Origin of the sequence: Pseudomonas sp. ef1, from assembly GCF_007293365.2 — a bacterium.
Classification (GTDB): Bacteria; Pseudomonadota; Gammaproteobacteria; order Pseudomonadales; family Pseudomonadaceae; genus Aquipseudomonas; species Aquipseudomonas siliginis.
Map to the genome: position 1 here is coordinate 1,672,213 of NZ_CM129815.1, position 21,007 is coordinate 1,693,219.

Sequence of the window (21,007 nt, forward strand, 5' to 3'; positions counted from 1 at the left end):
AAGGAGCTATCCCATGCCCATCCCAGCCTTCATGACCATCCACGGCAGCCGCCAGGGCCTGATCACCGCCGGCGCTTTCACCGAGGCGTCGGTCGGTAACGGCTACCAGAGCGGGCGCGAAGACAAGATCATGGTGCAGGCCCTCAGCCATGGCATGTACATCCCCAAGGATCAGGGCGCCGGGCGGCGGATGCACAGGCCATTGATCATCACCAAAACCCTCGACAAGGCTTCGCCCTTGCTGAATATGGCGCTGTCCAGCGGCGAGTTGCTGAGCGAATGCCGCGTGGAGTTCTATCGCACTTCGGCCAGCGGCGTGCAGGAGCACTTCTACACGGTGGAACTGGAGGATGCGTTGGTCGTCGGCAGCGAACTATTGATGCCGCACTGCCTCGACAGCGGCACGTCGCACCTTACGCAACTGGAGAAAATCCACTTCAGCTACCGGCGCATCTACTGGCGCCACGAAATCAGCCGGACGATGGGTTCGGACGAGTGGCAAGGCGAGGGACTTCGATGAGGCTGGTCCGTGAACTGAGCCTGACCGACCACGAGCGCCAGCATGTCTGCTGCGTGGAGGAGGCGCTGGCGCACGTCAGCAGTCTGTTGAGCATGCGCCAACCGCTCGAAGGTCTGGATCAACTGCGGGCCGGTTTGATGATCAATCTGGACAGCGAAGTCCTGGCGCAGATCAAACAGGGTGAATGGTGCCTGATCAAAGCCGAGGCCGACTATGGCTACTGGCAGGGCGCCGAAGCGGTGTTCCACCAGGCCGTGCTCGATCTGATGAACAACCCGCCCGAGCAGCCCACGCGCACCGCACGAATCTTTCGTCTGGTCGACAGCGTGACCGGTCAGCCGTTGCCCGCGCAGGCCTACATCGCCATGATCGATGGAATACCCAGTCAGCGCCGAACTGATGCCCAAGGCATTGCACATCTGTTTACCGACGACCAAGTGCGGCAGCTTTCGCTGCGCATCTTCAACGTCTGAAATCTGCGTCTATCCTTTCGTTCGCGACACCCTTCGCTTGTTTTGCGCCAGTACCGCGATAGCGGGTGCTAGGCCTTGGCACGTTGTTGTATGGTTGTGGTCGAACCGTTGAACCCAAGTGATTGAAAGGATATCGCCATGCTGGACTGGAAAAACCGCGCGGGCAGCGCGCCTGAACGTGCCGCCGAGCCCAAGTCGGCCACCCGCAGCTATGTCGGCGGGCTGCTGTTCAGCCGGGCGCTGGCCACAGTGATCGGTCTGTATCTGCTGGTCACCATCGCGCTGGGCTGGTACTGGAGCCAGGAACCGGAGCTGTTTCCGGTGGCGCAGAACGCCCAGGTCGCTGCCGAGAAAGAAGGCAAGCAAATGGTGGTCGGCTACACCACGGTCGAAACCCTGAAGACCGTTGCCGGCACCTTGCTCAACAAGCCGGGCGGTTACATTTCCAATGACCGTTTCCCGCCGGGCCTGTGGATGGACAACACGCCGAGCTGGGAATACGGCGTGCTGGTGCAGGTGCGTGACCTGACCCGCGCCCTGCGCAAGGATTTTGCCCGTTCGCAATCGCAGTCGGCCGAAGACGCCGATCTGGCCAAGGCCGAACCGCGCTTCAACTTCGACAACAAGAGCTGGGTGCTGCCGTCCAGCGAGTCGGAATACCAGGAAGGCATCAACTCCCTGAGCCGCTATCAGTCGCGCTTGTCTGATCCGAACCAGAAAAACGCGCTGTTCTACGCGCGCGCCGACAACCTCAACAACTGGCTGGGCGATGTCGGTACCCGTCTCGGTTCGCTGTCGCAACGCCTGTCGGCCAGTGTCGGCCGGGTCAAGCTCAACACTGCGCTGAAGACCGAAGTTCCGGCAGTCGGCGAAGTGCCGCAGGTTGACGAAGAAGTCGTGGAAACCCCGTGGATGCAGATCGACAACGTGTTCTACGAAGCACGCGGCCAGGCCTGGGCGCTGTCGCATCTGCTGCGCGCCATCGAAGTCGATTTCGCCGACGTGCTGGCGAAGAAGAACGCCACCGTCAGCGTGCGCCAGATCATCCGTGAGCTGGAGGCTTCGCAAGAGCCGGTGTGGAGCCCGATGATTCTCAACGGCAGCGGTTTCGGCGTGTTGGCCAACCACTCGCTGGTCATGGCCAACTATATTTCCCGGGCCAACGCTGCGGTGATCGATTTGCGTCAACTGCTCAATCAGGGCTGATACGTGAGCCAGACTACAAGAGAGGCGGCCCATCGCGCCGCCTCGGACGCTGAACAGATCGCCTGGGTCGACGAACAGGACAACCTGCTCGGCGCTCTGGTGCGCTCAGATTTGCGTGAGCGCGGGCTGATTGGCCGTGGCACTTACATCATGCTGTTCAATTCCGCCGGTGAGCTGTGCGTGCACCGCCGTACGTTGAGCAAGGCGATTTATCCTGGTTACTGGGATGTTGCCGCAGGCGGCATGGTCCAGGCCGACGAAAGTTATGCCGAGTCGGCGGCGCGCGAGCTGGAAGAAGAGTTGGGCGTCAGCGGCGTCGAACTCACCGCTCACGATCACTTCTATTTCGAAGACACCGGCAACCGTCTGTGGTGTTCGGCATTTTCCGCTGTATGGGACGGGCCGCTGAAACTGCAGCCGGAAGAAGTCCTCGAAGCGCGATTCATCCCTGTCGAACAGGTCATGCGCGAAATCAGCGAAAAGCCTTATTGCCCGGACTCTCTGGCCGCGTTAAGGCGCTATCTCAAGGCGCAGCAAAGCAACGTCGCAAAGAACACATGAATTGGCGCCGATTGGCACTTAGCAATCGCGATTTTTGCCGTTACACTGCGCGACCTTTTCAAGCTGCACCGGATAGCTTGAGGTTGGCCTGCAGATCTACCGTAGGAGCTGCCGAAGGCTGCGATCTTTTGATCTTGCCGTTAAAGATCAGGATCAAAAGATCGCAGCCTCGTTGCACTCGTCAGCTCCTGCAGATTCAGTCCAGCGTCCAAAGTTTTCCGATGCAGTAGCGCTGCCCCTGCCTGAGTGGGGCTTCGCGGTCGCTGACCTTGCCCAAGGTTGCGATCAGTCTTTGTCCTCCCGAGAGGATTGCCGGTGGCCAAGAAAGCCGCATCCTTCGCCGCCCTGGGCGGCCTGGTATTTTCCACCGACGCAGGTCGTCATTGCCCGGAATGCAGCAAGCCGGTGGACGCCTGTATCTGCAAACAAACCGTGATCCCGGCCGGTGACGGCATTGCCCGCGTGCGTCGCGAAAGCAAAGGGCGTGGCGGCAAGACGGTGACCACCATCACCGGCGTGCCCCTGGCCGAAGACGCGCTCAAGGAGCTGGCGACGACGTTGAAGAAACGTTGTGGCACCGGCGGGGCGTTGAAGGACGGCATCATCGAAATCCAGGGCGATCACGTCGAGCTACTCTTGGCAGAGCTGATCAAGCACGGTTTCAAAGCGAAGAAGTCCGGCGGCTAGCAGCCTCTGTGAAACCCTCCGGCGGCTTGATCCGGCTTCGAGTGTTCTCGGATCCGGCGTCGTCGCCATGGTTTTCACAGAGCCTGTTCATGACCGGTTTCTAAACTCCACGCAGTCAGTGCGGTCTACCGCCGCACTGACGAACCGTCATTTTCATTCTTTAGACTGCGCCGGCCTGCACTTCAGGCGACGCACTCTGACTTCTTTATAGGGGACTTCGATGTCCGTACGACGCACACGTAAAGACGATGGCAGCCAATGGACAGTTGCGGACAGCCGCAGCGTTTACGGGATTCGCCATTGGGGGGCCGGGTATTTCGCGATCAATGAAGCCGGTCGCGTCGAAGTACGTCCGAACGGCCCGAGCAGCTCGCCTATCGATCTGTTCGAGCAAGTCGACCAACTGCGCAAGAGCGGTTTGTCCTTGCCGCTGCTGGTGCGGTTCCCCGACATCCTGCAAGACCGTGTCCGTCAGTTGACCGGTGCTTTCGATTCAAACATCGAGCGCCTGGAATACCAGAGCAAATACACCGCGCTGTACCCGATCAAGGTCAACCAGCAGGAAGCGGTGATCGAGAACATCATCGCCACCCAGAACGTTTCCATCGGTCTGGAAGCCGGCTCCAAGCCTGAACTGCTGGCCGTGCTGGCGCTGGCGCCGAAGGGCGGCACCATCGTCTGCAACGGTTACAAGGACCGCGAGTTCATCCGTCTGGCGCTGATGGGCCAGAAGCTCGGCCACAACGTGTTCATCGTCATCGAGAAAGAATCCGAAGTCGGCCTGGTGATCGAAGAAGCCGCCTCGCTGAAGGTCAAGCCGCAGGTGGGTCTGCGCGTGCGCCTGTCGTCGCTGGCCTCGTCGAAATGGGCGGACACCGGTGGCGAAAAATCCAAATTCGGTCTGTCGGCGGCGCAACTGCTGTCGGTGGTCGAGCGCTTCCGTGGCGCCGGTCTGGATCAGGGCATCCGCCTGCTGCACTTCCACATGGGTTCGCAGATTGCCAACCTCGCTGACTATCAGCACGGCTTCAAGGAAGCGATCCGTTATTACGGCGAATTGCGCAACCTCGGTCTGCCGGTCGATCACATCGACGTCGGCGGCGGCCTCGGTGTCGACTACGACGGCACGCATTCGCGCAACGCCAGTTCGATCAACTACGACATGGACGATTACGCCGGTGTCGTGGTCGGCATGCTCAAGGAATTCTGCGACGCGCAGAGCCTGCCGCATCCGCACATCTTCTCCGAGAGTGGCCGTTCGCTGACTGCGCACCACGCGATGCTGGTTGTGCAGGTCACCGACGTCGAGAAACACAACGACGAAATCCCGCTGATCGAAAACAAGGAAAGCCTGCCGGAAACCGTGCAGTGGCTGGTCGATCTGCTCGGCCCGACCGACATCGAAATGGTCACCGAAACCTACTGGCGCGCCACCCACTACATGAGCGACGTGGCCGCGCAGTATGCCGACGGCAAGCTGACCCTGGCGGAAAAAGCCCTCGCCGAGCAGTGCTACTTCGCCGTGTGCCGTCGCCTGCACAACTCGCTGAAAGCGCGTCAGCGTTCGCACCGCCAGGTGCTCGACGAACTCAACGACAAGCTGGCCGACAAGTACATCTGCAACTTCTCGGTGTTCCAGAGCCTGCCGGACACCTGGGCGATCGATCAGGTGTTGCCGATCATCCCGCTGCATCGCCTCGACGAAGAGCCGCTGCGCCGCGCGGTGCTGCAGGATCTGACCTGCGACTCCGATGGCAAGATCAACCAGTACGTCGACGAGCAGAGCATCGAAACCAGCCTGCCGGTGCACGCGTTGAATGAAGGCGAAGATTACCTGCTGGGCGTGTTCCTGGTCGGTGCCTATCAGGAAATCCTCGGCGACATGCATAACCTGTTCGGTGACACCGACTCGGTGAACATCTACCAGAACGCCGATGGCAGCGTGTACCACGCTGGTATCGAGACCCACGACACCATCGAAGACATGCTGCGTTACGTGCACTTGTCGCCGGAAGAACTGATGACGCACTACCGCGACAAGTGCGCCAGTGCCCGCATCAGTGCCAGCGAGCGCACGCAGTTCCTCGATGCCTTGCGTCTGGGCCTGACCCGCTCCTCCTATCTGTCTTCCTGAGACCCGATAGCGTTCCGCCCGGGTTGTCCGATTTTTTTCCGCAAGCTGTGGAAAATTCGGACAACCCGGTGGGACATCTCCTGATTTTTTCACGAAAACCTGTGCGATCACGGTCAGCAAACTCATCTGGTCTGCTTTTCGCGTAGGTCATTTCCTAAGTTGTACTTCGCCTCTCTACTCGGCCATGCCTCTCGGCGAGAATCCCCGGCCGCCCCTCCTGTAGAGATCCGCCCATGTTCGATCCAGTCAACGAGCCGTCGTTTCGTCTCGATGTAGCGGGCCTGTCCGACCCCTTCGAAGTTCTCGCCTTTACCGGAAGGGAAGCGCTCAGCGAACCCTTTGCCTTCGAGATCGATGTGGTGATCGACGATCCGCATCTGGATCTTGCCAGCCTGCTGCATCGTTCTGCGTTCCTGTGCTTCGGCGCGCCCGGCCAGGGTGTGCACGGGCAGTTGCACAGCCTTGTCCAGCACGAGCATGGCCATGGCTTGCGTTTGTGTCGAGTGCGTCTCGGGCCGAGGCTCGACTGCCTCGACCTGCGTTTGAGCCAGCGCATTTTCAGTGGCCGCTGCGTGCCGCAGATCATCGAACAGGTTCTGCGCGAGCATGGCATCGTCGGCTTGCAACGACGTTTCGACCTGCATAGCGACTACCCGACCCGCACCTTCTGCACGCAATACCGCGAATCCGATCTGCAACTGCTTCAGCGCCTGTGCGCAGAGGCACGCATTCATTATTACTTCGAGCATCACCGCGACAGGCATTGCCTGGTGTTCGGCGACGATCCGACGCGAATGCCCCATGCAGACGTCGCGCCCTATCAGGGCGAGCATGACCAGCGTGGCGTCGCTCCAGCCGTCCGCCAATGGCAACTGCACGAAGACTCGCAGGCCAGCCAGCGAGGCCCCAGTGCCGAAGGCCACAGCGATCTGCCCGCCTTGCGCAGCGGTCAGTGGTTGCCCCTGGACGACCATCCTTTCATCGAATGCAACCGCCCATGGTTGCTGACCCGCATCGAGCACCGTGCCGATCAGTCTCTCGAACCGCCCTATTGCAATCGCCTGTTCGCGGCCGCGCGGGTACCCGTCTGTGCGCCCGCCGCTGCGCAGTCCAAGCAGCGCATGCACAGCCTGCAGCGAGCCTGGGTGGTCAGCGTCGATGAGCCGCAGCCGGATTGCTCGCGGCCGGTGGCGGTGCAATTCGACTGGCTCTATCAGGGCGAAGGGGCTTCGCCGAGTCATTGCTGGCTGCCCCTCGCGCCTGACCTGAACGAGCTGCCCTCGGCGGCACTCGCTGATGGTGTGGAAGTGGTGGTGAGTTTTCTTGAGGGCGACCCCGATCAGCCGGTGGTCAGTGGCGTGCTCCAGCCATCGGTGTTGCCAGAGGCTGCGGTCGAGGACGATGAACCGGTATCGCTCCCAGAACTGCTGGTGAGCGATGGGTTGCAGCAACTGTTGCAGTCTGGCGAGCCGTTGCTGCTGCTGTGCCTGATGCCGGGCGGTGGCAGCTTCAACCACTGCGCCGAGTCCGTGTGCAGTTGCCGGCTGCTCACCGCGCTCGATCAGAGCAGCGCACGATGAGCGGCGCGGCGCTTGAGCCCATGGCGCAATGGCTGTTGCTCGACACCCCGGACGCGGCACGCGCCCTGCTGACCTTGCGCCAGGGCTTTGCCGATGTGCAGCGGCACCGATTGTTTGACGGCACCGAATTTCAACCGGTCAGCGAGCACGGCCCGGTCCTCGTCGACTTGCGCGAGAGTCCGGCATTGACCGCCTTGTGCCTGCGCGATCCGGACACCTGGCGTGGCCTGTTGCTGAGCTGCGAGATACCGGCGCAGCAGCTGCTCAGCCATTTGCAGCGCATGCTTACTGTCTCGTTCGGTTTGAATCATCGGGCCTTGCTCAGCTATTACAACCGTCAGACCGCCAGCTACTTCTTCGACGCCTGCGACGCCACGCAACTGAGTCGCTGGCTCGGGCCAATCCGCCAGTTGCGCTGGTTTGGCGGCACCTGGGCCGACCGCGCCATCGGCAGTCAGGGCTGGCAACAGCTGCGCAATCCCGGCCTGCTCGTCGAACCTTTGGGCATCGAAGAAAGCCTGACCCGGCGCCAGCGCGAGCGCTTGCAAACCTGTCTGCTGGAGCAGCACATCTGGCGCTGGTGCCAGTCTCTGAGCGTTGATTACCAGACGATCGCTGTACATGTGCAACAAGGTCTGGCGCTGGGTTTCAGCGATCGTGCTGTGCTCGATGGCTGGCTGTGGCTGCGCCTGCTCAATCCGCGCGCCGTGCTGGTCGTGCCGCCGGCCGGACTGACGCAGCCGGAACGGCTCGATTTTTTGCGTCGGCAGTGGGGCGCGGCGGACTGACTTTTCTGATCAGTGAGCCTTGCCGCTGAACCAGCCATCGCGGCGCTTCAGCCACAGGGCTTGCGCGCCAAGGGTTACGCTGCGCAAGACCATGAACAGCAGAAAAGATATCCACAGGCCGTGATTGCCCAAGGCCTGCAAATACCAGGCGAACGGCAGCAACAACAGCACCGTCAGCAGCATGCCGTTACGCATTTCCCGCGCACGGGTGGCGCCGATGAACAAACCGTCGAGCAGGTAACTCCACACCGCAATCAGCGGCAGCACGGCGAGGTAGGGCAGGTAGACGAATGCGGTATCGCGCACGCTCTGAATGTCGGTTTGCATCTCGATGAACAGGTGCCCGGCCAGCAGAAACAGCACGGCAAACCCGAGGCTGGCAATCAGCGACCAGCCGCCGGCCACCACCAGCGATCGACGCAATGCCAGGCGATCCCGCGCGCCGATGGCATGGCCGCACAAGGCTTCGACTGCGTGGGCCAGGCCATCCAGTGCGTGGGCCGTCAGTAGCAGGCCGTTGAGCAGCAGCGCATTGGCCGCCACGGTTGCATCGCCGAGCCGTGCGCCCTGCACGGTGATCAGGAAGAACACCGATTGCAGGGCGAGGCTGCGGATGAAAATGTCACGGTTGACCGCCAGCAGCGGCCGCCAGCTCTGCCAGACTCTCAGCGCCGACCAGATGATCTGCCCCGGATAGGCGCGCAATGCCGTGCGCGTCAGCCACAGGCCGAGCAGGGCGCCGCTCCATTCAGCGATTACCGAAGCCCGCGCCGAGCCGACCACGCCCCAGTCCAGGCCAATGACAAACCACAGATTGAGGGCGATGTTGATCAGGTTGGTGCTCAGCAGAATCGCCAGCGGCGCCCGCGCGTTCTGCGTGCCGAGGAACCAGCCGACCAGCGCATACGTCGCCAGCGCGGCGGGCAGGCCGAACAGGCGGGTGTGGAAAAACTCCCGGGTCAGCTGATCCAGTTCAGCCGACGGTTGCATGAAGTGCAGGGCAACGCCGCTGAGCGGCACGCCAAGAGTGCCGAGCACGACGGCCAGCCCCATAGCCAGCAACAGACCCTGCAAGAGAATCTGCCGCAACGCCGCGCCATCGCTGCGCCCGGCAGCCTGCGCGGCAAAACCGGTGGTGCCCATGCGCAGAAAACCCATCGCCCAGGCGAGAAACGTGTACAGACTGGCGCCGACCGCCACCGCGCCCAATTGATGGGCATGGGGCAAGTGACCAATGACAGTGCTGTCGACCAGCGCCACCAGCGGCACGGAAATATTGGAAAGAATCATCGGCGCGGCGAGCGCCCAGACCTTGCGGTGAGTCGGGCGGTCGCGCCAGTCGGTAATCAGAGAGGACATGCAGGCTCCTTGGGGGAGCGGGGATTGTAGCGAGTCATGCCATTCAATGTGGGGAGCGAGCCTGCTCGCGAAGACTGACCGACCGTGAAGATTTCGGCTGTGCCGGCCATTCGCGAGCAGGCTCGCTCCCACAGGGTGGCGGTGGGGTTAATGGATGATCCAGCTCAACAACCACAACCCCAGCAGCAACCAGATGATCCCGGCAATGATCGACGCGTTCATGAACGCCCGGATCGCCGACCACAGCAGCATCAGGCCAACGATCAGGGCGATGATGCTGATGATCGAGGTGTCCATCCCCAGCGTTTGTGCCAGGCCGTCGACAAAGTTGCTGCCGGCATTGCTGAGCATATTGAACAGGCCGCTGAGGCCGTCGACGATAAAGCGGATGATCGAACCGAGTGCCTGGCCGAGCCATTCGAAAAAGCTTTCTACACGCATGTGTGCATCCCTGATGAAAGAGCTGAGCCTTGGGCCACACCGAGGGTGGCCGAGTTCCCTGCATGATAGAAGGTTTGCCCGGATCATGTGTGGGAGCGAGCCTGCTCGCGAAGGGGGCGTGTCAGGCAAGTCCGGTCTGGATGATCCACCGCCTTCGCGAGCAGGCTCGCTCCCACATTAGTTCACCTGCACCCTTGCCTTCGCTGGGTATCCCCCCGAAGCTATGCGTCTTCAGGAGAGCCCGATGAACCTTGTTGAACTGACCGAACGCCTGCATGCCATTCGCGACCGCAATGACTGGCGGCAATTTCACAGCCCGAAAAACCTCGCCATGGCCGCCAGCGTGGAAATGGCCGAGCTGGTGGAAATCTTCCAGTGGCTGACGGAAGACCAGTCGCGCCAGTTGCCGGCGGACAAGCTCGCCCACGCCGGGCAGGAAGTAGGCGATATCGTCCTGTATCTGTTGCTGCTGTGCAGCGAACTGGGCCTGGACATGAATGAAGTGGTGCGCGCCAAGCTCGCCGACAGCGAACGGCGGTTCAGCTGATGAGCGACCGTCATTTCGACCAGTTGGCCACGCGCTTCGCGGAAAAAATCTACGGCGGCGCCAAAGGCGCGATTCGCCTCGCGGTATTACAGGCCGATCTGACCGAGGCCTTGCCGGATCGTCCGCTGCGGGTGCTGGATATCGGCGGGGGCCTGGGGCATATGTCGCTGTGGCTGGCCGAGCGCGGCCATGACGTCACCTTCACCGAGCCGGCCGAACCGATGCTCGAGGGTGCGCGCCAGCGTTTTGCCGAAGCCGGACACACCGCTACGTTCATTCAGGCGCCGTGGCAGGAACTGCCCGGTCAGCTCACCGAGCCCTACGATCTGGTGATCTGCCACGCCGTGCTGGAATGGCTCGCCGAACCCCATGCGATCCTGCCGGTGCTGCATCAGTTGACCAAGCCTGGCGGCTGGCTGTCGCTGGCGTTCTACAACCGTGATGCGCTGATTTATCGCAATCTGCTCAAGGGCCATTTCAAGAAAATGCGCAAGAACGTCATGGCCGGCGAGAAGCAGAGCCTGACCCCGCAGCAGCCTCTCGACCCAAGGGAATTGGCAACGCAACTCGCCGGTATGTGGCAGGTCGAAAGTCAGAGCGGCGTACGGGTATTTCACGATTACATGCCGGTGGAATTCCAGGCCCGCGCCGAACTGGCGGACTTGCTGGAAATGGAACTCGCGCACCGTCGTCACCCAGGCTTCGCCGGGCTTGGGCGTTACTTGCACTGGATCTGCCGGCCGATCTGAGCGGAGCGCGACATGAAAGCTCGATGCGGGTTATTGCTGATAAGTCTGGGGTTGGCCGCTTGCCAAGGCAGCAACCCCTACGTGGCCCAGTCACGGCCGTTGCCGCCGGCACCGCCGCAAGCCGCCACCACCTTCGACCGCAGCGCCTACCCGGCGCCGCCGCGTGATTACGGGCGCTACCGCAACTGGGCCTGGCGCAACGGCCAGTTGCCGCCGGGCACGGCGTGGGCCGATTCGGCGCAAGTGGCCGAGGCGGTCAGCAACGCCCTCGACCAGCGCGGCTTGCGGCCGATGCGCGACAGCCGCCCGGCCGACCTGCTGGTCAGCGCCGATCTGCGTCTGGAGACCCGTTTGCGTCAGGTTCGCGATGATTACGGCTACTACGGCGGATACGGCGGCTATGATCGTTATGGTCGCGGTTACGGCATGTACAACAGCGTGCCGATCGTGCGCACCTATCAAGAGCAGGTCGTAGTGGTGCGAGTCGATCTGTTCGATGCCGGCAATGGTCAGCCAGTGTGGAGCGCCAGCGCCGAAACCGGCACCCAGGGCAATCAGATCGAACGCGCCGATGCGATCCGCGAGGCTGTGGAAAAAGCCATGGCGGCGTATCCTCCCAGCTGACGTCGTGTCAGCAGGTTCATGTCTTCACCCGGAGAAAAATCATGTTCCGCCGTCTCGCTCTACTCGCTGTTGCTGCGCTGCTCAGTGCCTGCGCCGCCAATCAGGTCAATCACGATTTCGACGCCAGCCGCGACTTTGCCGCGTATCGCAGCTGGAGCTGGAAAGATCCTGCCCTGCAATATCGTCCCGATGACCCGCGCATCAAGAGTGACCTGACCGAACAGCGCATCCGCCAGGCGGTGTCCGATCAACTCGATCAGCGCGGTTTGCGCCCGGCCGCTGGCGGCGGCAAGGGTGATCTGAGCGTGCAGACCTACCTGATCGTCGAGGACAGGCAGCAGCAAGTGACGACGAATTACGGCGGCGGTTGGGGCGGCCCCTGGAACGGCTACTGGGGCGCGCCGATGTACAACGAAACGCGCAACATCACCTACAAGGTCGCGACCATTCAGATCGACCTGCTCGACGGCAAGGACGGCAAACTGGTCTGGCGTGGCAGCGATGAGCAAATGCTCAGCAACCGCCCGAATCCGGCTGACCGCAGCAATGCCATTCGCGAGACCGTCGCACGGATTCTGGCCAACTATCCACCGCGTTGAATGAACGGCCCTTTTCCCGCCCGGACGCAAATCCCCTGTAGGAGCTGCCGAAGGCTGCGATCTTTTGATTTTCAGAGGCAAGATCAAAGGATCGCAGCCTTCGGCAGCTCCTACGGTGGTTTGCCATGCCAACAGCGCATTGTCGGCAGCCGCGTCTACACTCTTTTTCATTAACGGAGGTAGCGCTCGGCACTGCGCCGGCAAAGGAGTGCGCCATGTCGCCAGGATCGCAAGGCAACGGCCCGGCCCGGCAACGCGGGGCGATCGGCTTGATGGCGGCTGCCACCCTGAGTCTGGCGCTGGTGATGATGTTGCTGGTGGTCGACAGCGGTCGCCTGTACATGGAACAGCGCAAATTGCAGCGGGTGGTGGATACCGCCGCCCTCGAAGCGGTCAGTCGCGGCGGCAATTGCCTGCCCGGGCTGACCGCCGCCAGTTATGCCGGGCAAAGTGCGCTGCGCAATGGTTACGTGGTCGATGCCGCCAATACGCTCGTCACCACTTGCGGCACGCTGGCCACCGCCGCCAGTGGTGTGCGCAGTTTCACCGTCGATGCCACGCAATCAAGCGCAGTCAAAGTCGCCGCCAGTCGTACGGTCACCAGCAGTTTTGCTGGCGGTGTGCAGGCGCTGTTCAGCGCCACGCCGGTCAGCCTCAATACCACGCTCAATGCTTCGGCAGTCGCGGCCAAACCGCAGCCGACCGTCGCCCAATTGAATATTCGCAGCACCCTCGCCAGCATCGACACGGCGCAGTCGAACATTCTCAACCCGCTGTTTTCCGGGTTGCTCGGCGGCAACGTCAACCTCACGGCGGTGGGCTGGGACGGTTTGCTGCACACCGATATCAACCTGCTCAAATACCTCGATCAACTGGCCATCGACCTCAACGTCGGCGCCGGCAACTACTCGCAGTTGCTCAACACCCAAGCGACGGTGACGCAGTTGATTCAGGCCGCAGCGACGGTGGTGCAACTCAACGGCGCAACCGCGCAAGTGGTCACCGCGCTGGGCCAGTTGCAGGTCGCCGCGATCAACGCGGCGCCGGTCAGACTCGGCGAGATCCTGCAACTGCAGACCGGCACTACGGCGGCGGGGCTGGATGCCAATCTGCAATTGCTGCAACTGGTGCAAGGCGTGGTGCAACTGGCCAACAGCAAGAGCGCGGTGGCGGCGACCTTGCCGGTCAACGTGCTGGGGCTGGCCGGTGTCACGGTGCGGGTGAAGGTGATCGAGCCGCCGCAGTTCTCGGCGATTGGCGACCCGGCGCGGGCCAAGGCCGATCCGTTGGGACCGGACCGGATTTATGTGCGCACGGCGCAGGTGCGCACGCTGCTGTCGGTGAATCTGCCGGTGCTCTCGGGGGTGACGGGGCTGACCAATGCGGTGCTGGGCCTGGTCGGTACGCTGACGCCGACGCTCAATGCACTGTTGAGCCTGAATCTGGTGGACACGCTCAATTCAGTGTTCTGCCTGTTGGGTGCCGGCTGCCAACAGCTCGATCCGAAGCTGCTGCCCTCACCGCAAATCGACATCGCGCTGGATGCCGGCGGGGCGAAAAGCTATGTCACCGATTACCGCTGCCCGACCGGCGATACCGACAGCAAAAGCCTGACTGCCGCCACCACGACTTCTCTGGCTGATCTCAAACTCGGCAAGATCGATCCCGTCGCCGCGTTCTCTTCAGTCGCCGAACCAACCGTGACGCCGCTGCCGCTGGTCGATCTCGGCATCATTACCTGCCACAAAATTCTCGGCATCGGCAGTTGCGATGCCGCCTCCCGCGTCCAGTACGGCGCGGGCGGCATCGCCATCAAACTCGACACCAGCGTCGCGCAAACCACGCAGAATCTGCTGTTCTCCAGCACCACACCCTTCGCCACCCCGGCCAATCTGAAACTGCCGCCCAGCGTGCTACCGGCCGCGCCGACCAGCAACATCGTCGGCAGCCTGGCGAACACCCTGTCGGGCATCAACCTGATCGTCTACAAACCCGTGGGCAGCAATCCGCTGGGCGCCATCGTCACCGGTGTGGCTTCACTGATCAGCGATGTCAGCAACCGCTTGTTGCCGGTGGTCACCGGTTTGATCAGCCCATTGCTTGATCCGCTGTTGAACAATCTGCTCAAGGGTCTGGGCATCAATCTGATGAACACCGAGGTGGGCGCCAACATGACCTGCGGGCAGACCGGCAAGGCCTATCTGGTGATCTGATCATCCGTGGCAATCGGCAATTCGATGCAGAACCGTGCGCCCTCCGTGGAGTTGCGCACGCTCAACTGGCCGCCCATGTTGGCGATGATCCCGTAGCTCACCGACAGGCCCAGGCCGGTGCCGACGCCAATCGGCTTGGTGGTGAAGAACGGCTCGAAGATCCGCTCCAGCAAACGCGGATCGATGCCGCCGCCATTGTCCTCGACCCACAGCCGCACGCTTTCCTCGTCACGCTCGGCGTAGATTGAAATCCACGGTTTGAATGCCGGGTCGTGCTCGCGCTTGCCGAGCAGGGCGTCGCGGGCGTTGACCATCAGGTTGATCAGCACCTGCTCCAACTGATCGACGTAGCCGCGCACCTGCGCCTCGAAACCGGTCTCGCTGATGCGCAGATCGACACCTTTACCGCGCATGCCCTCGGCCAGCAGTGACAAGGTGCCTTCGATGGCTTGGGCCGGATTGAACAACTGTTGTTCGATTTCCGAGCGCCGGCCGAACACACGCATGTGGTCGACCACCTTCGCTGCGCGTTGAACCTGAGCGTCGATGCGGTTGAGTTTGTCGGTCAGATAATCGACCTGCACATCACCGTTGCCGAGGCGCTTGAGCACGTTGACGATGGCCATGCGCATCACGTTGAGCGGCTGGTTGATTTCGTGGGCGAGGCCGGTGGCCATTTCGCCGAGGGTAGCCATTTTCGCGCTCTGCGTAAGTTGTTGTTGCGAGCGGCGCACCTCGGTGTTGTCGCGGCCCACCGCTTGCACTTCGATCAACTGCCCATGCTCATCGAACACGCCGCGATCCGACCAGACCCACCAGGCGTGTTCGCGTCCGGGCAGTTGCAGGCTGATTTCCGCTGTGCTCACTGGCTGTTCCGGCGTCAGTTGGCTCAAGCGCTGAACGAACGCTGCGCGCTGTTCTTCGGACATCCAGCCACCCAGATCAACCCCGGGCAGTTGTTCCGGGGTGCACTCCAGATAAGTAGCCAAGGGTCGGTTGCCAAAGATCAGCGTCAGGTCCGGGCGATAACGGCAGATCATCGCCGGCGAGTCCTCGACCAGAATCCGGTAGCGCTCTTCGCTTTGTCGCACCTGCTCGGCAGCAAGCGTTGCGTCGGTGACGTCCAGCCACAGGCCCACCGCCTCGACTGGCAGACCGAGATCGTTGCGCAGCAGTTTCGCTTCATCGAGCAGCCAGTGATACTCGCCACGGTTGTCGCGCAGGCGATAACGCGCACGCACCGAGCCTTCGCGCAGCAACTGGCGGTTGCGCTGGAAATACAGTTCGCGGTCGTCGGGGTGCACGCGCTCGACCAGTGTTGCTGCATCGCAATCTTCCAGCGTCCAGCCCAGCAAGGGTTGCAGGCTGGCGCTGAAAAAAGCCGGGATCAACGCGCCTTCTGCGTAGCGCTGCACGTAGATCACCGCCGGCGAACTGGCGATCAGATTGTCCAGCCGCGCATGGGCGGCAGCGGCGCGCTGTTGTTGATTCTGGATGTCGCTGATATCGAGCATGAACCCGACCAGACGCCGATGTTCGCCCTTGCCGCTGACCTGGCCCTGAATCCGATACCACGTCACTGCTGCGCCGGCCTCCGCGTGGTGCAGACGCACGCTCAGGGTCAGCGCTTCTCCTTGCAGTTGCAGGGCGCGCAGGCGGCTGCGCAACTCGTCGCGGTCGGCGGGATGAAACAGCGACAGCCAGTTTTCTACCGGCAGCAGGCGATCGCTGAGATTCAGTGCCGAAGCCAGCGTCGGCGCCAGCGCAATCTGCTCTTCGGCACTGATTTCCCACCAGCCAGTGCCGAGCAGGTTTTGCAGGGAATCAAGACGCTCCATCGATTGCACATGGCGCTGCTCGCGCAAGCGGCTGAGCAGCGGTCCGGCCAGCACACCGGCCAAGGTCAGCCAGTCGCGATCGGTCAGCCATGGCGCCACGTTGTCGACCGTATAAAACCCGCAGAGCAGCCACGCGACCACGCCCTGGTCATTGCTGTAGGGCACGGCGAAACCGTTGGCGTTGCCGAACGTGGCCTGCAATCGCGAATGTTCATAGCGGCCCTGCGGGCCGGCGAGGCGTTGCGGCGCGCTGCCGTTGAGGCTGTCCAGCGGCGTGCCCAATGGCTGGCCGTCCTCCCACAATTGTGGAGCGTCATGGCCACGAAACTGTTGATGAATCTGCCAGCCCTGGGCCCGTTCATCGAGCAGCGCCACGGCGAGGCAGGGGATGTGCCAGCGCTGGGCGATGGCCTGCAATTGTTCGCCGAGCACCATCGGCAAACGCGTCAGGCTGCAGGTGCGCAGACGATCGCTGACTTGCGCGGCGAGGGCCTGGCAGGCGTCGCGGTCGCGCGCTTGCTGACGTTCGAGCAACAGGTCGGCGATGTCGAGCAGCTGCAATCGCCAGCCATCCTCCAGCGGCTGCACCCAGCCGCGCAGGTGCAGCGGCTGATCATTCAGGCCGGTGAAATCCAGATCGAGCAATTGCCCGTGCCAGTCCCGCGGCTGGCCTTCGACGCTCAGCAGGCTATGCGGCAGCAGATAGGCGCGAAGCGGCAGCGGCTGACCCTGAGGTTTGTGCTGGGCGAGCAAATGCCGCAGCGGGCCGGCGATCTGCAACACGGCGCCGTTGCCATCCAGATAAAAATGCAGGCCGATCGGCGGCGCGCCGAGGTGGTCCGGCAATTCGTGGGCTGCGGCGGGGGCGCGCTTGAGCAAGCGCCCGAAAAGCTTATCGCCGGCGGTCAAAATTGCAGGCTCGAGCGGGCGGTGAGGTGCGTGGGCAGATTAGGCACCGTGCCGATCCCGGGCAGCACCAGAAACGGCATGATCTGATTGAGCTTGCTCACCGGGTAATTGACGCTGACGGTCAGGGTGCCAGTCCCCGCGTCGTACGCCGCACTGGTGTCGGTGCCGACCACCAGATTCAAGGCCGAGGGCAGCCATTGCAGTTGTTGGGTCAGCGCAGCATTGGCGGTGTTGACCACCACCGTCGAATAGTTCGGCGTGGTCGGGTCCACCGCAACGCTGCGGCGCACCGCCTCAGCGGTGGCCTGGTTGAACGATTGCATCATCACGAAGGGCAGGCCGTAGCTGACCAGCCCGTAAAACACTGCGAAAAAGATGATGAACACCAAGGCGAATTCGATCGCCACCGCACCTTTTTGCGACCTGCGAAAGCCGTTTTTCATGCGTGCGTCTACCCTGACAGTCACTGCGTAGTATCAGCATAGAATCAATCAGGCAAAACGGACGGCTTTCAGCGGATGCAGATTTCCCTTGTTCTGATCTGGCTGGCGATCTGCGCCGCGCAAGATGCCCGACAGCGGCGCATTTCCAACATGTTGACCTTGGGCGTAGGTGCGCTGGCGCTGGTCTGGTTATTGGCGACCGGCAGCACTTGGCTGGGCGCCGACGCAGCGCAAGGTGGCTGGGCCTGCCTGATCGCCTTGCTGCTGACGTTGCCGGGTTATTTCCTCGGCCGCATGGGCGCTGGTGATGTGAAATTAATGACAGCCCTGGGTCTTGCGACGAACGGCATATTCGTTCTTGGCGCGTTTATCGGCGCGGGCGTGGCCAGCGTGCTGTGGCTGCTGCTCGCGCCAAAAGTCTGGCCTCATATGCGTCAAGGGCTTAGAGCGCATCTGCGTCATCTGGCCCCGGACAAGTCAAAAAAGCTGCCATTTGCGCCGTTCGTGTGGGTAGGGGTGGTGCTTTCGCTGTACTGGATCACCTGATCGCGGGGTGCCACTAGTCCTATGTACATAGTCGGAAAGTCGGTCTACTTTCAATTCAGGCGAATACGCCACCAAAGTGCAGGAATCGTCAGCGTTGGCCGAGCAAATGGAGTGGTTCGTGAACAAGCCTAATTCGGTAAAAATCCTCGTGGTCGATGATCAGCCGCTGATCGTCGAAGAACTCTGTGAGTTTCTCGAGAGCAGTGGCTACCGTTGCGTGCCGTGCGACTCGAGTCTTGAAGCCATCGAGCTGTTCAGGGCGGACCCGGACATCGGTCTGGTGCTGAGTGATTTGCACATGCCGGACATGGACGGCATCGAGTTGATCCAGGCGTTGCAGCGGCTGGCCGGCAAGCAGCGGGTGTTCGAGGCGATCATGCTCACCGGGCGCGCTGACAAGCAGGATGTGATCAAGGCATTGCGTGCGGGGATTGCCGATTACTATCAGAAGCCGATTGATCTGGCAGAGTTGCTTGAGGGTGTGCAGCGCCAGGAACTGGCTTTGCAGGAACGGCAGAAGAATCTGCATCTGGGTCATCTGAATCAGAAGTTGCAGTTCTTGTCCGAGTCGATTGATGACCTTTATCAGGATCTGGACAAGGTGCGGCGCTCGCCCGCGCCGGTGTTGGCCGATGGTGAGCCTGAGTCTGTGGAGATGCCGGCGGTGTTCAGTCAGTTGTCGCCCCGGCAGTTGGATGTGGCGCGGCTGGTGGGCAAGGGGCAGACCAATTATCAGATTGCCTGTGAGTTGGGGATTACCGAGAACACGGTGAAGCTCTATGTGTCGCAGGTGTTGCGGTTGACGCATATGCATAATCGGACGCAGTTGGCTTTGGCCCTTTCTCCCGTTGGATCTGCTGGGCGGCAGCGGGTTACTGCGCATTGACTTGGCGGCCTTTGGGCCGACCATGCTTTGGGGGGGGTGGGGTGAATATCCGTTTTTTTTGGTGTCGCTGATTACGGTTCCGCCCTTACGGCGGGTCACTTTTGGCAAACGCCCCAAAAGTAACCAAAAGGTCTTCGCCCTGACGTTCGGCCCGCTCGCTGGGGCTCGGGGTTCCTTCGCTCCGGGATCGATCCTGGCGCAGCGGCTCCGGTTTGCTTCGCTGCACCTCCTTCCACTGTGTACGACTGCGTCGTACGGTCGCTGCGCTCCCACGCCCGGATCAATCCCTCCACTCAGCCTGCCGACGGGCTCCCAGATCAAGATCAAAAGCTACTCGAGCTTGCGCTCATTGTTGAGTGGTGCGGCTTCGCCGCGGGCAGCTGCGCTGCTTTTGCTTTCTGTAGGAGCGAGCCTGCTCGCGAAGGCGGCCTGACAGCCGACCTGTTTTTGAGTCTTACGCGATCCAACTGTAGGAGCTGCCGAAGGCTGCGATCTTTTGATTCTGCTGTTGCTGTTTTGTAGGAGTGAGCCTGCTCGCGAAGGCGGCCTGACAGCCGACCTGTTTTTGAGTCTTACGCGATCCAACTGTAGGAGCTGCCGAAGGCTGCGATCTTTTGATTCTGCTTTTGCTGTTCTGCAGGAGTGAGCCTGCTCGCGAAGGCGGCCTGACAGCCGACCTGTTTTTGAGTCTTACGCGATCCAACTGTAGGAGCTGCCGAAGGCTGCGATCTTTTGATTCTGCTTTTGCTGTTCTGTAGGAGTGAGCCTGCTCGCGAAGGCAGCCTGACAGCCGACCTGTTTTTGAGTCTTACGCGATCCGACTGTAGGAGCTGCCGAAGGCTGCGACCTTTTGATTCTGCTTTTGCTGTTCTGTAGGAGTGAGCCTGCTCGCGAAGGCGGCCTGACAGCCGACCTGTTTTTGAGTCTTACGCGATCCAACTGTAGGAGCTGCCGAAGGCTGCGATCTTTTGATTCTGCTTTTGCTGTTCTGTAGGAGTGAGCCTGCTCGCGAAGGCGGCCTGACAGCCGACCTGTTTTTGAGTCTTACGCGATCCAACTGTAGGAGCTGCCGAAGGCTGCGATCTTTTGATTCTGCTTTTGCTGTTCTGTAGGAGTGAGCCTGCTCGCGATGAGGCCAGTCGGTCCGCCGATAACTCGAAGTCGTTTAAATCTGTTTCAAAATAACCAGAACCTTCCCACAAGGTTTTCAGGTTGTCCGTCGGACGTCGGGTCACTAGTCTCTGGCTGTCGCTGACAACTCAGCGGCCAGGTGTGGAAACCTGAAATTCAAGTAGTTGCTTTGCATTGCTACCGTAATCGTTGTCGGCGTGTTCGTTCGTCTGCAAACTGTGTCGCGGCGGCTGTGCGTGGGCAGACTTTGGTCTGGCCGGTTGCCTACTTATCGGTTTTCCACCCTGCGTACAGCTGCCACCTTTTGTCGTGTGGAAACGACAGAAGAGGGCGTCACAGCCAGGTAGGAGTTCTCATGGACAAACTGATCCCAGACCCACCCCCATCCCCCACCACCCCGCTCGAAGACGCCATGCGCGCCGACGATCTTGTGAAAAACCGCGAAGCGATAAAACGCGCGCTCGATTTCTATCTCTGCCCCGAACCCGCAAAACCGCACCCGCCCAGCACGTTGTTCATGGTGGTGCCCAATGTCGATACCGAAAGCTTGTTGGCGCATGCCTGTGAGTCGCTGGCGTCAGCGAGTGCGATGGCGAGTAATTTCGCTGGCGAGTTGAGCGGGTTTCAGCGCAGCACGGCGTTGGCGATTCAGCAGATTGTCATGCTGGCCGAGCTAGCCGTGAATCGGGCGCTGGACCGGGTTGATCCGCAGCGTTGAAACCGCGTTATCGTTCTTCGCGAGCAGGCTCGCTCCCACCGAAAGCACGCGGTCG

Annotated in this window: 20 protein-coding genes; 16 read left to right on the forward strand and 4 right to left on the reverse strand. The window is 61.6% G+C overall.

What is annotated here, in order from left to right; all coding sequences use genetic code 11:
- Window positions 1–13: 13 nt before the first annotated feature.
- The 8 genes from FEE99_RS07580 to FEE99_RS07615 all read left to right on the forward strand — a co-directional run bounded on the left by FEE99_RS07580 (window position 14) and on the right by FEE99_RS07615 (window position 7,949).
- Entirely contained in the window at window positions 14–520 is a 507-nt protein-coding gene (locus FEE99_RS07580; protein WP_041480666.1) for an Hcp family type VI secretion system effector, read from the forward strand.
- Window positions 517–993 carry a hypothetical protein gene (locus FEE99_RS07585; RefSeq protein ID WP_041480665.1) on the forward strand — a complete coding sequence of 159 codons (477 nt, stop codon included), beginning with the start codon at window positions 517–519 and terminating at the stop codon, window positions 991–993. Before FEE99_RS07580 ends, FEE99_RS07585 begins: the two co-directional genes overlap by 4 nt.
- 138 nt (window positions 994–1,131) lie before the next feature.
- On the forward strand, window positions 1,132–2,199 hold the full coding sequence (locus FEE99_RS07590; RefSeq protein WP_041480664.1) for a DUF2333 family protein: 1,068 nt from the start codon (window positions 1,132–1,134) through the stop codon (window positions 2,197–2,199).
- Between the two features lie 3 nt (window positions 2,200–2,202).
- Window positions 2,203–2,760, forward strand: a complete 558-nt coding sequence (locus FEE99_RS07595) for an NUDIX hydrolase (protein WP_041480663.1) — start codon at window positions 2,203–2,205, stop codon at window positions 2,758–2,760.
- 315 nt (window positions 2,761–3,075) lie between these two features.
- Window positions 3,076–3,447, forward strand: a complete 372-nt coding sequence (locus FEE99_RS07600) for a translation initiation factor Sui1 (protein WP_007914613.1) — start codon at window positions 3,076–3,078, stop codon at window positions 3,445–3,447.
- 220 nt (window positions 3,448–3,667) lie between these two features.
- On the forward strand, window positions 3,668–5,581 hold the full coding sequence (speA, locus tag FEE99_RS07605) for an arginine decarboxylase (RefSeq protein WP_016771856.1): 1,914 nt from the start codon (window positions 3,668–3,670) through the stop codon (window positions 5,579–5,581).
- A 233-nt stretch (window positions 5,582–5,814) separates the two neighbouring features.
- Window positions 5,815–7,161 (forward strand): type VI secretion system Vgr family protein, encoded by a 1,347-nt coding sequence (locus FEE99_RS07610; protein WP_041480662.1) that lies wholly within the window; start codon window positions 5,815–5,817, stop codon window positions 7,159–7,161.
- Window positions 7,158–7,949 carry a DUF4123 domain-containing protein gene (locus FEE99_RS07615; protein WP_041480661.1) on the forward strand — a complete coding sequence of 264 codons (792 nt, stop codon included), beginning with the start codon at window positions 7,158–7,160 and terminating at the stop codon, window positions 7,947–7,949. Before FEE99_RS07610 ends, FEE99_RS07615 begins: the two co-directional genes overlap by 4 nt.
- Before the next feature lie 9 nt (window positions 7,950–7,958).
- On the opposite strand, the gene FEE99_RS07620 is transcribed toward FEE99_RS07615, so the two are convergent.
- Both FEE99_RS07620 and FEE99_RS07625 read right to left on the reverse strand, forming a co-directional pair.
- Window positions 7,959–9,308: an MATE family efflux transporter gene (locus tag FEE99_RS07620; RefSeq protein ID WP_041480660.1), complete on the reverse strand. Its 1,350-nt coding sequence runs from the start codon at window positions 9,306–9,308 to the stop codon at window positions 7,959–7,961.
- 147 nt (window positions 9,309–9,455) lie between these two features.
- On the reverse strand, window positions 9,456–9,749 hold the full coding sequence (locus FEE99_RS07625; RefSeq protein ID WP_041480659.1) for a hypothetical protein: 294 nt from the start codon (window positions 9,747–9,749) through the stop codon (window positions 9,456–9,458).
- A gap of 244 nt (window positions 9,750–9,993) precedes the next feature.
- Between FEE99_RS07625 and FEE99_RS07630 the strand changes: the two genes are divergently transcribed.
- The 5 genes from FEE99_RS07630 to FEE99_RS07650 all read left to right on the forward strand — a co-directional run bounded on the left by FEE99_RS07630 (window position 9,994) and on the right by FEE99_RS07650 (window position 14,481).
- Window positions 9,994–10,296, forward strand: coding sequence for a MazG-like family protein (locus FEE99_RS07630; protein ID WP_016771852.1), 303 nt, complete (start codon window positions 9,994–9,996; stop codon window positions 10,294–10,296).
- Window positions 10,296–11,045, forward strand: a complete 750-nt coding sequence (locus tag FEE99_RS07635; RefSeq protein ID WP_024011431.1) for a methyltransferase — start codon at window positions 10,296–10,298, stop codon at window positions 11,043–11,045. The genes FEE99_RS07630 and FEE99_RS07635 overlap by 1 nt, the downstream gene beginning before the upstream one ends.
- Before the next feature lie 12 nt (window positions 11,046–11,057).
- Window positions 11,058–11,669, forward strand: coding sequence for a DUF4136 domain-containing protein (locus tag FEE99_RS07640; protein WP_041480658.1), 612 nt, complete (start codon window positions 11,058–11,060; stop codon window positions 11,667–11,669).
- A 41-nt stretch (window positions 11,670–11,710) separates the two neighbouring features.
- Window positions 11,711–12,268, forward strand: a complete 558-nt coding sequence (locus FEE99_RS07645; protein WP_041480657.1) for a DUF4136 domain-containing protein — start codon at window positions 11,711–11,713, stop codon at window positions 12,266–12,268.
- A 215-nt stretch (window positions 12,269–12,483) separates the two neighbouring features.
- The gene (locus tag FEE99_RS07650) at window positions 12,484–14,481 is read left to right on the forward strand and encodes a pilus assembly protein TadG-related protein (protein ID WP_041480656.1); all 1,998 of its coding nucleotides are present in this window, start codon (window positions 12,484–12,486) and stop codon (window positions 14,479–14,481) included.
- On the opposite strand, the gene FEE99_RS07655 is transcribed toward FEE99_RS07650, so the two are convergent.
- Complete coding sequence (locus FEE99_RS07655; RefSeq protein ID WP_041480655.1) at window positions 14,466–17,228, reverse strand: PAS domain-containing sensor histidine kinase; 2,763 nt, start codon at window positions 17,226–17,228, stop codon at window positions 14,466–14,468. The genes FEE99_RS07650 and FEE99_RS07655 overlap by 16 nt on opposite strands.
- On the reverse strand, window positions 17,225–17,671 hold the full coding sequence (locus FEE99_RS07660) for a TadE/TadG family type IV pilus assembly protein (RefSeq protein ID WP_024011435.1): 447 nt from the start codon (window positions 17,669–17,671) through the stop codon (window positions 17,225–17,227). The genes FEE99_RS07655 and FEE99_RS07660 overlap by 4 nt, the downstream gene beginning before the upstream one ends.
- Before the next feature lie 75 nt (window positions 17,672–17,746).
- On the opposite strand from FEE99_RS07660, the gene FEE99_RS07665 reads away from it, so the two are divergent.
- The 3 genes from FEE99_RS07665 to FEE99_RS07675 all read left to right on the forward strand — a co-directional run bounded on the left by FEE99_RS07665 (window position 17,747) and on the right by FEE99_RS07675 (window position 20,952).
- Complete coding sequence (locus FEE99_RS07665) at window positions 17,747–18,217, forward strand: A24 family peptidase (RefSeq protein ID WP_041480654.1); 471 nt, start codon at window positions 17,747–17,749, stop codon at window positions 18,215–18,217.
- A 118-nt stretch (window positions 18,218–18,335) separates the two neighbouring features.
- On the forward strand, window positions 18,336–19,103 hold the full coding sequence (locus tag FEE99_RS07670) for a response regulator transcription factor (RefSeq protein WP_041480747.1): 768 nt from the start codon (window positions 18,336–18,338) through the stop codon (window positions 19,101–19,103).
- A 1,486-nt stretch (window positions 19,104–20,589) separates the two neighbouring features.
- On the forward strand, window positions 20,590–20,952 hold the full coding sequence (locus FEE99_RS07675; protein ID WP_041480653.1) for a DUF6124 family protein: 363 nt from the start codon (window positions 20,590–20,592) through the stop codon (window positions 20,950–20,952).
- Window positions 20,953–21,007: the final 55 nt, after the last annotated feature.

Excerpts from the sequence above, each read along its gene's own strand:
- FEE99_RS07645 (WP_041480657.1), top strand. The coding sequence starts at position 11,711 with ATGTTCCGCCGTCTCGCTCTACTCGCTGTTGCTGCGCTGCTCAGTGCC.
- FEE99_RS07630 (WP_016771852.1), top strand. The coding sequence starts at position 9,994 with ATGAACCTTGTTGAACTGACCGAACGCCTGCATGCCATTCGCGACCGC.
- FEE99_RS07675 (WP_041480653.1), top strand. The coding sequence starts at position 20,590 with ATGGACAAACTGATCCCAGACCCACCCCCATCCCCCACCACCCCGCTC.
- FEE99_RS07590 (WP_041480664.1), top strand. The coding sequence starts at position 1,132 with ATGCTGGACTGGAAAAACCGCGCGGGCAGCGCGCCTGAACGTGCCGCC.
- FEE99_RS07635 (WP_024011431.1), top strand. The coding sequence starts at position 10,296 with ATGAGCGACCGTCATTTCGACCAGTTGGCCACGCGCTTCGCGGAAAAA.
- FEE99_RS07625 (WP_041480659.1), bottom strand. The coding sequence starts at position 9,749 with ATGCGTGTAGAAAGCTTTTTCGAATGGCTCGGCCAGGCACTCGGTTCG.
- FEE99_RS07640 (WP_041480658.1), top strand. The coding sequence starts at position 11,058 with ATGAAAGCTCGATGCGGGTTATTGCTGATAAGTCTGGGGTTGGCCGCT.
- FEE99_RS07610 (WP_041480662.1), top strand. The coding sequence starts at position 5,815 with ATGTTCGATCCAGTCAACGAGCCGTCGTTTCGTCTCGATGTAGCGGGC.
- speA (WP_016771856.1), top strand. The coding sequence starts at position 3,668 with ATGTCCGTACGACGCACACGTAAAGACGATGGCAGCCAATGGACAGTT.
- FEE99_RS07650 (WP_041480656.1), top strand. The coding sequence starts at position 12,484 with ATGTCGCCAGGATCGCAAGGCAACGGCCCGGCCCGGCAACGCGGGGCG.
- FEE99_RS07580 (WP_041480666.1), top strand. The coding sequence starts at position 14 with ATGCCCATCCCAGCCTTCATGACCATCCACGGCAGCCGCCAGGGCCTG.
- FEE99_RS07620 (WP_041480660.1), bottom strand. The coding sequence starts at position 9,308 with ATGTCCTCTCTGATTACCGACTGGCGCGACCGCCCGACTCACCGCAAG.
- FEE99_RS07585 (WP_041480665.1), top strand. The coding sequence starts at position 517 with ATGAGGCTGGTCCGTGAACTGAGCCTGACCGACCACGAGCGCCAGCAT.
- FEE99_RS07660 (WP_024011435.1), bottom strand. The coding sequence starts at position 17,671 with ATGAAAAACGGCTTTCGCAGGTCGCAAAAAGGTGCGGTGGCGATCGAA.
- FEE99_RS07615 (WP_041480661.1), top strand. The coding sequence starts at position 7,158 with ATGAGCGGCGCGGCGCTTGAGCCCATGGCGCAATGGCTGTTGCTCGAC.
- FEE99_RS07665 (WP_041480654.1), top strand. The coding sequence starts at position 17,747 with ATGCAGATTTCCCTTGTTCTGATCTGGCTGGCGATCTGCGCCGCGCAA.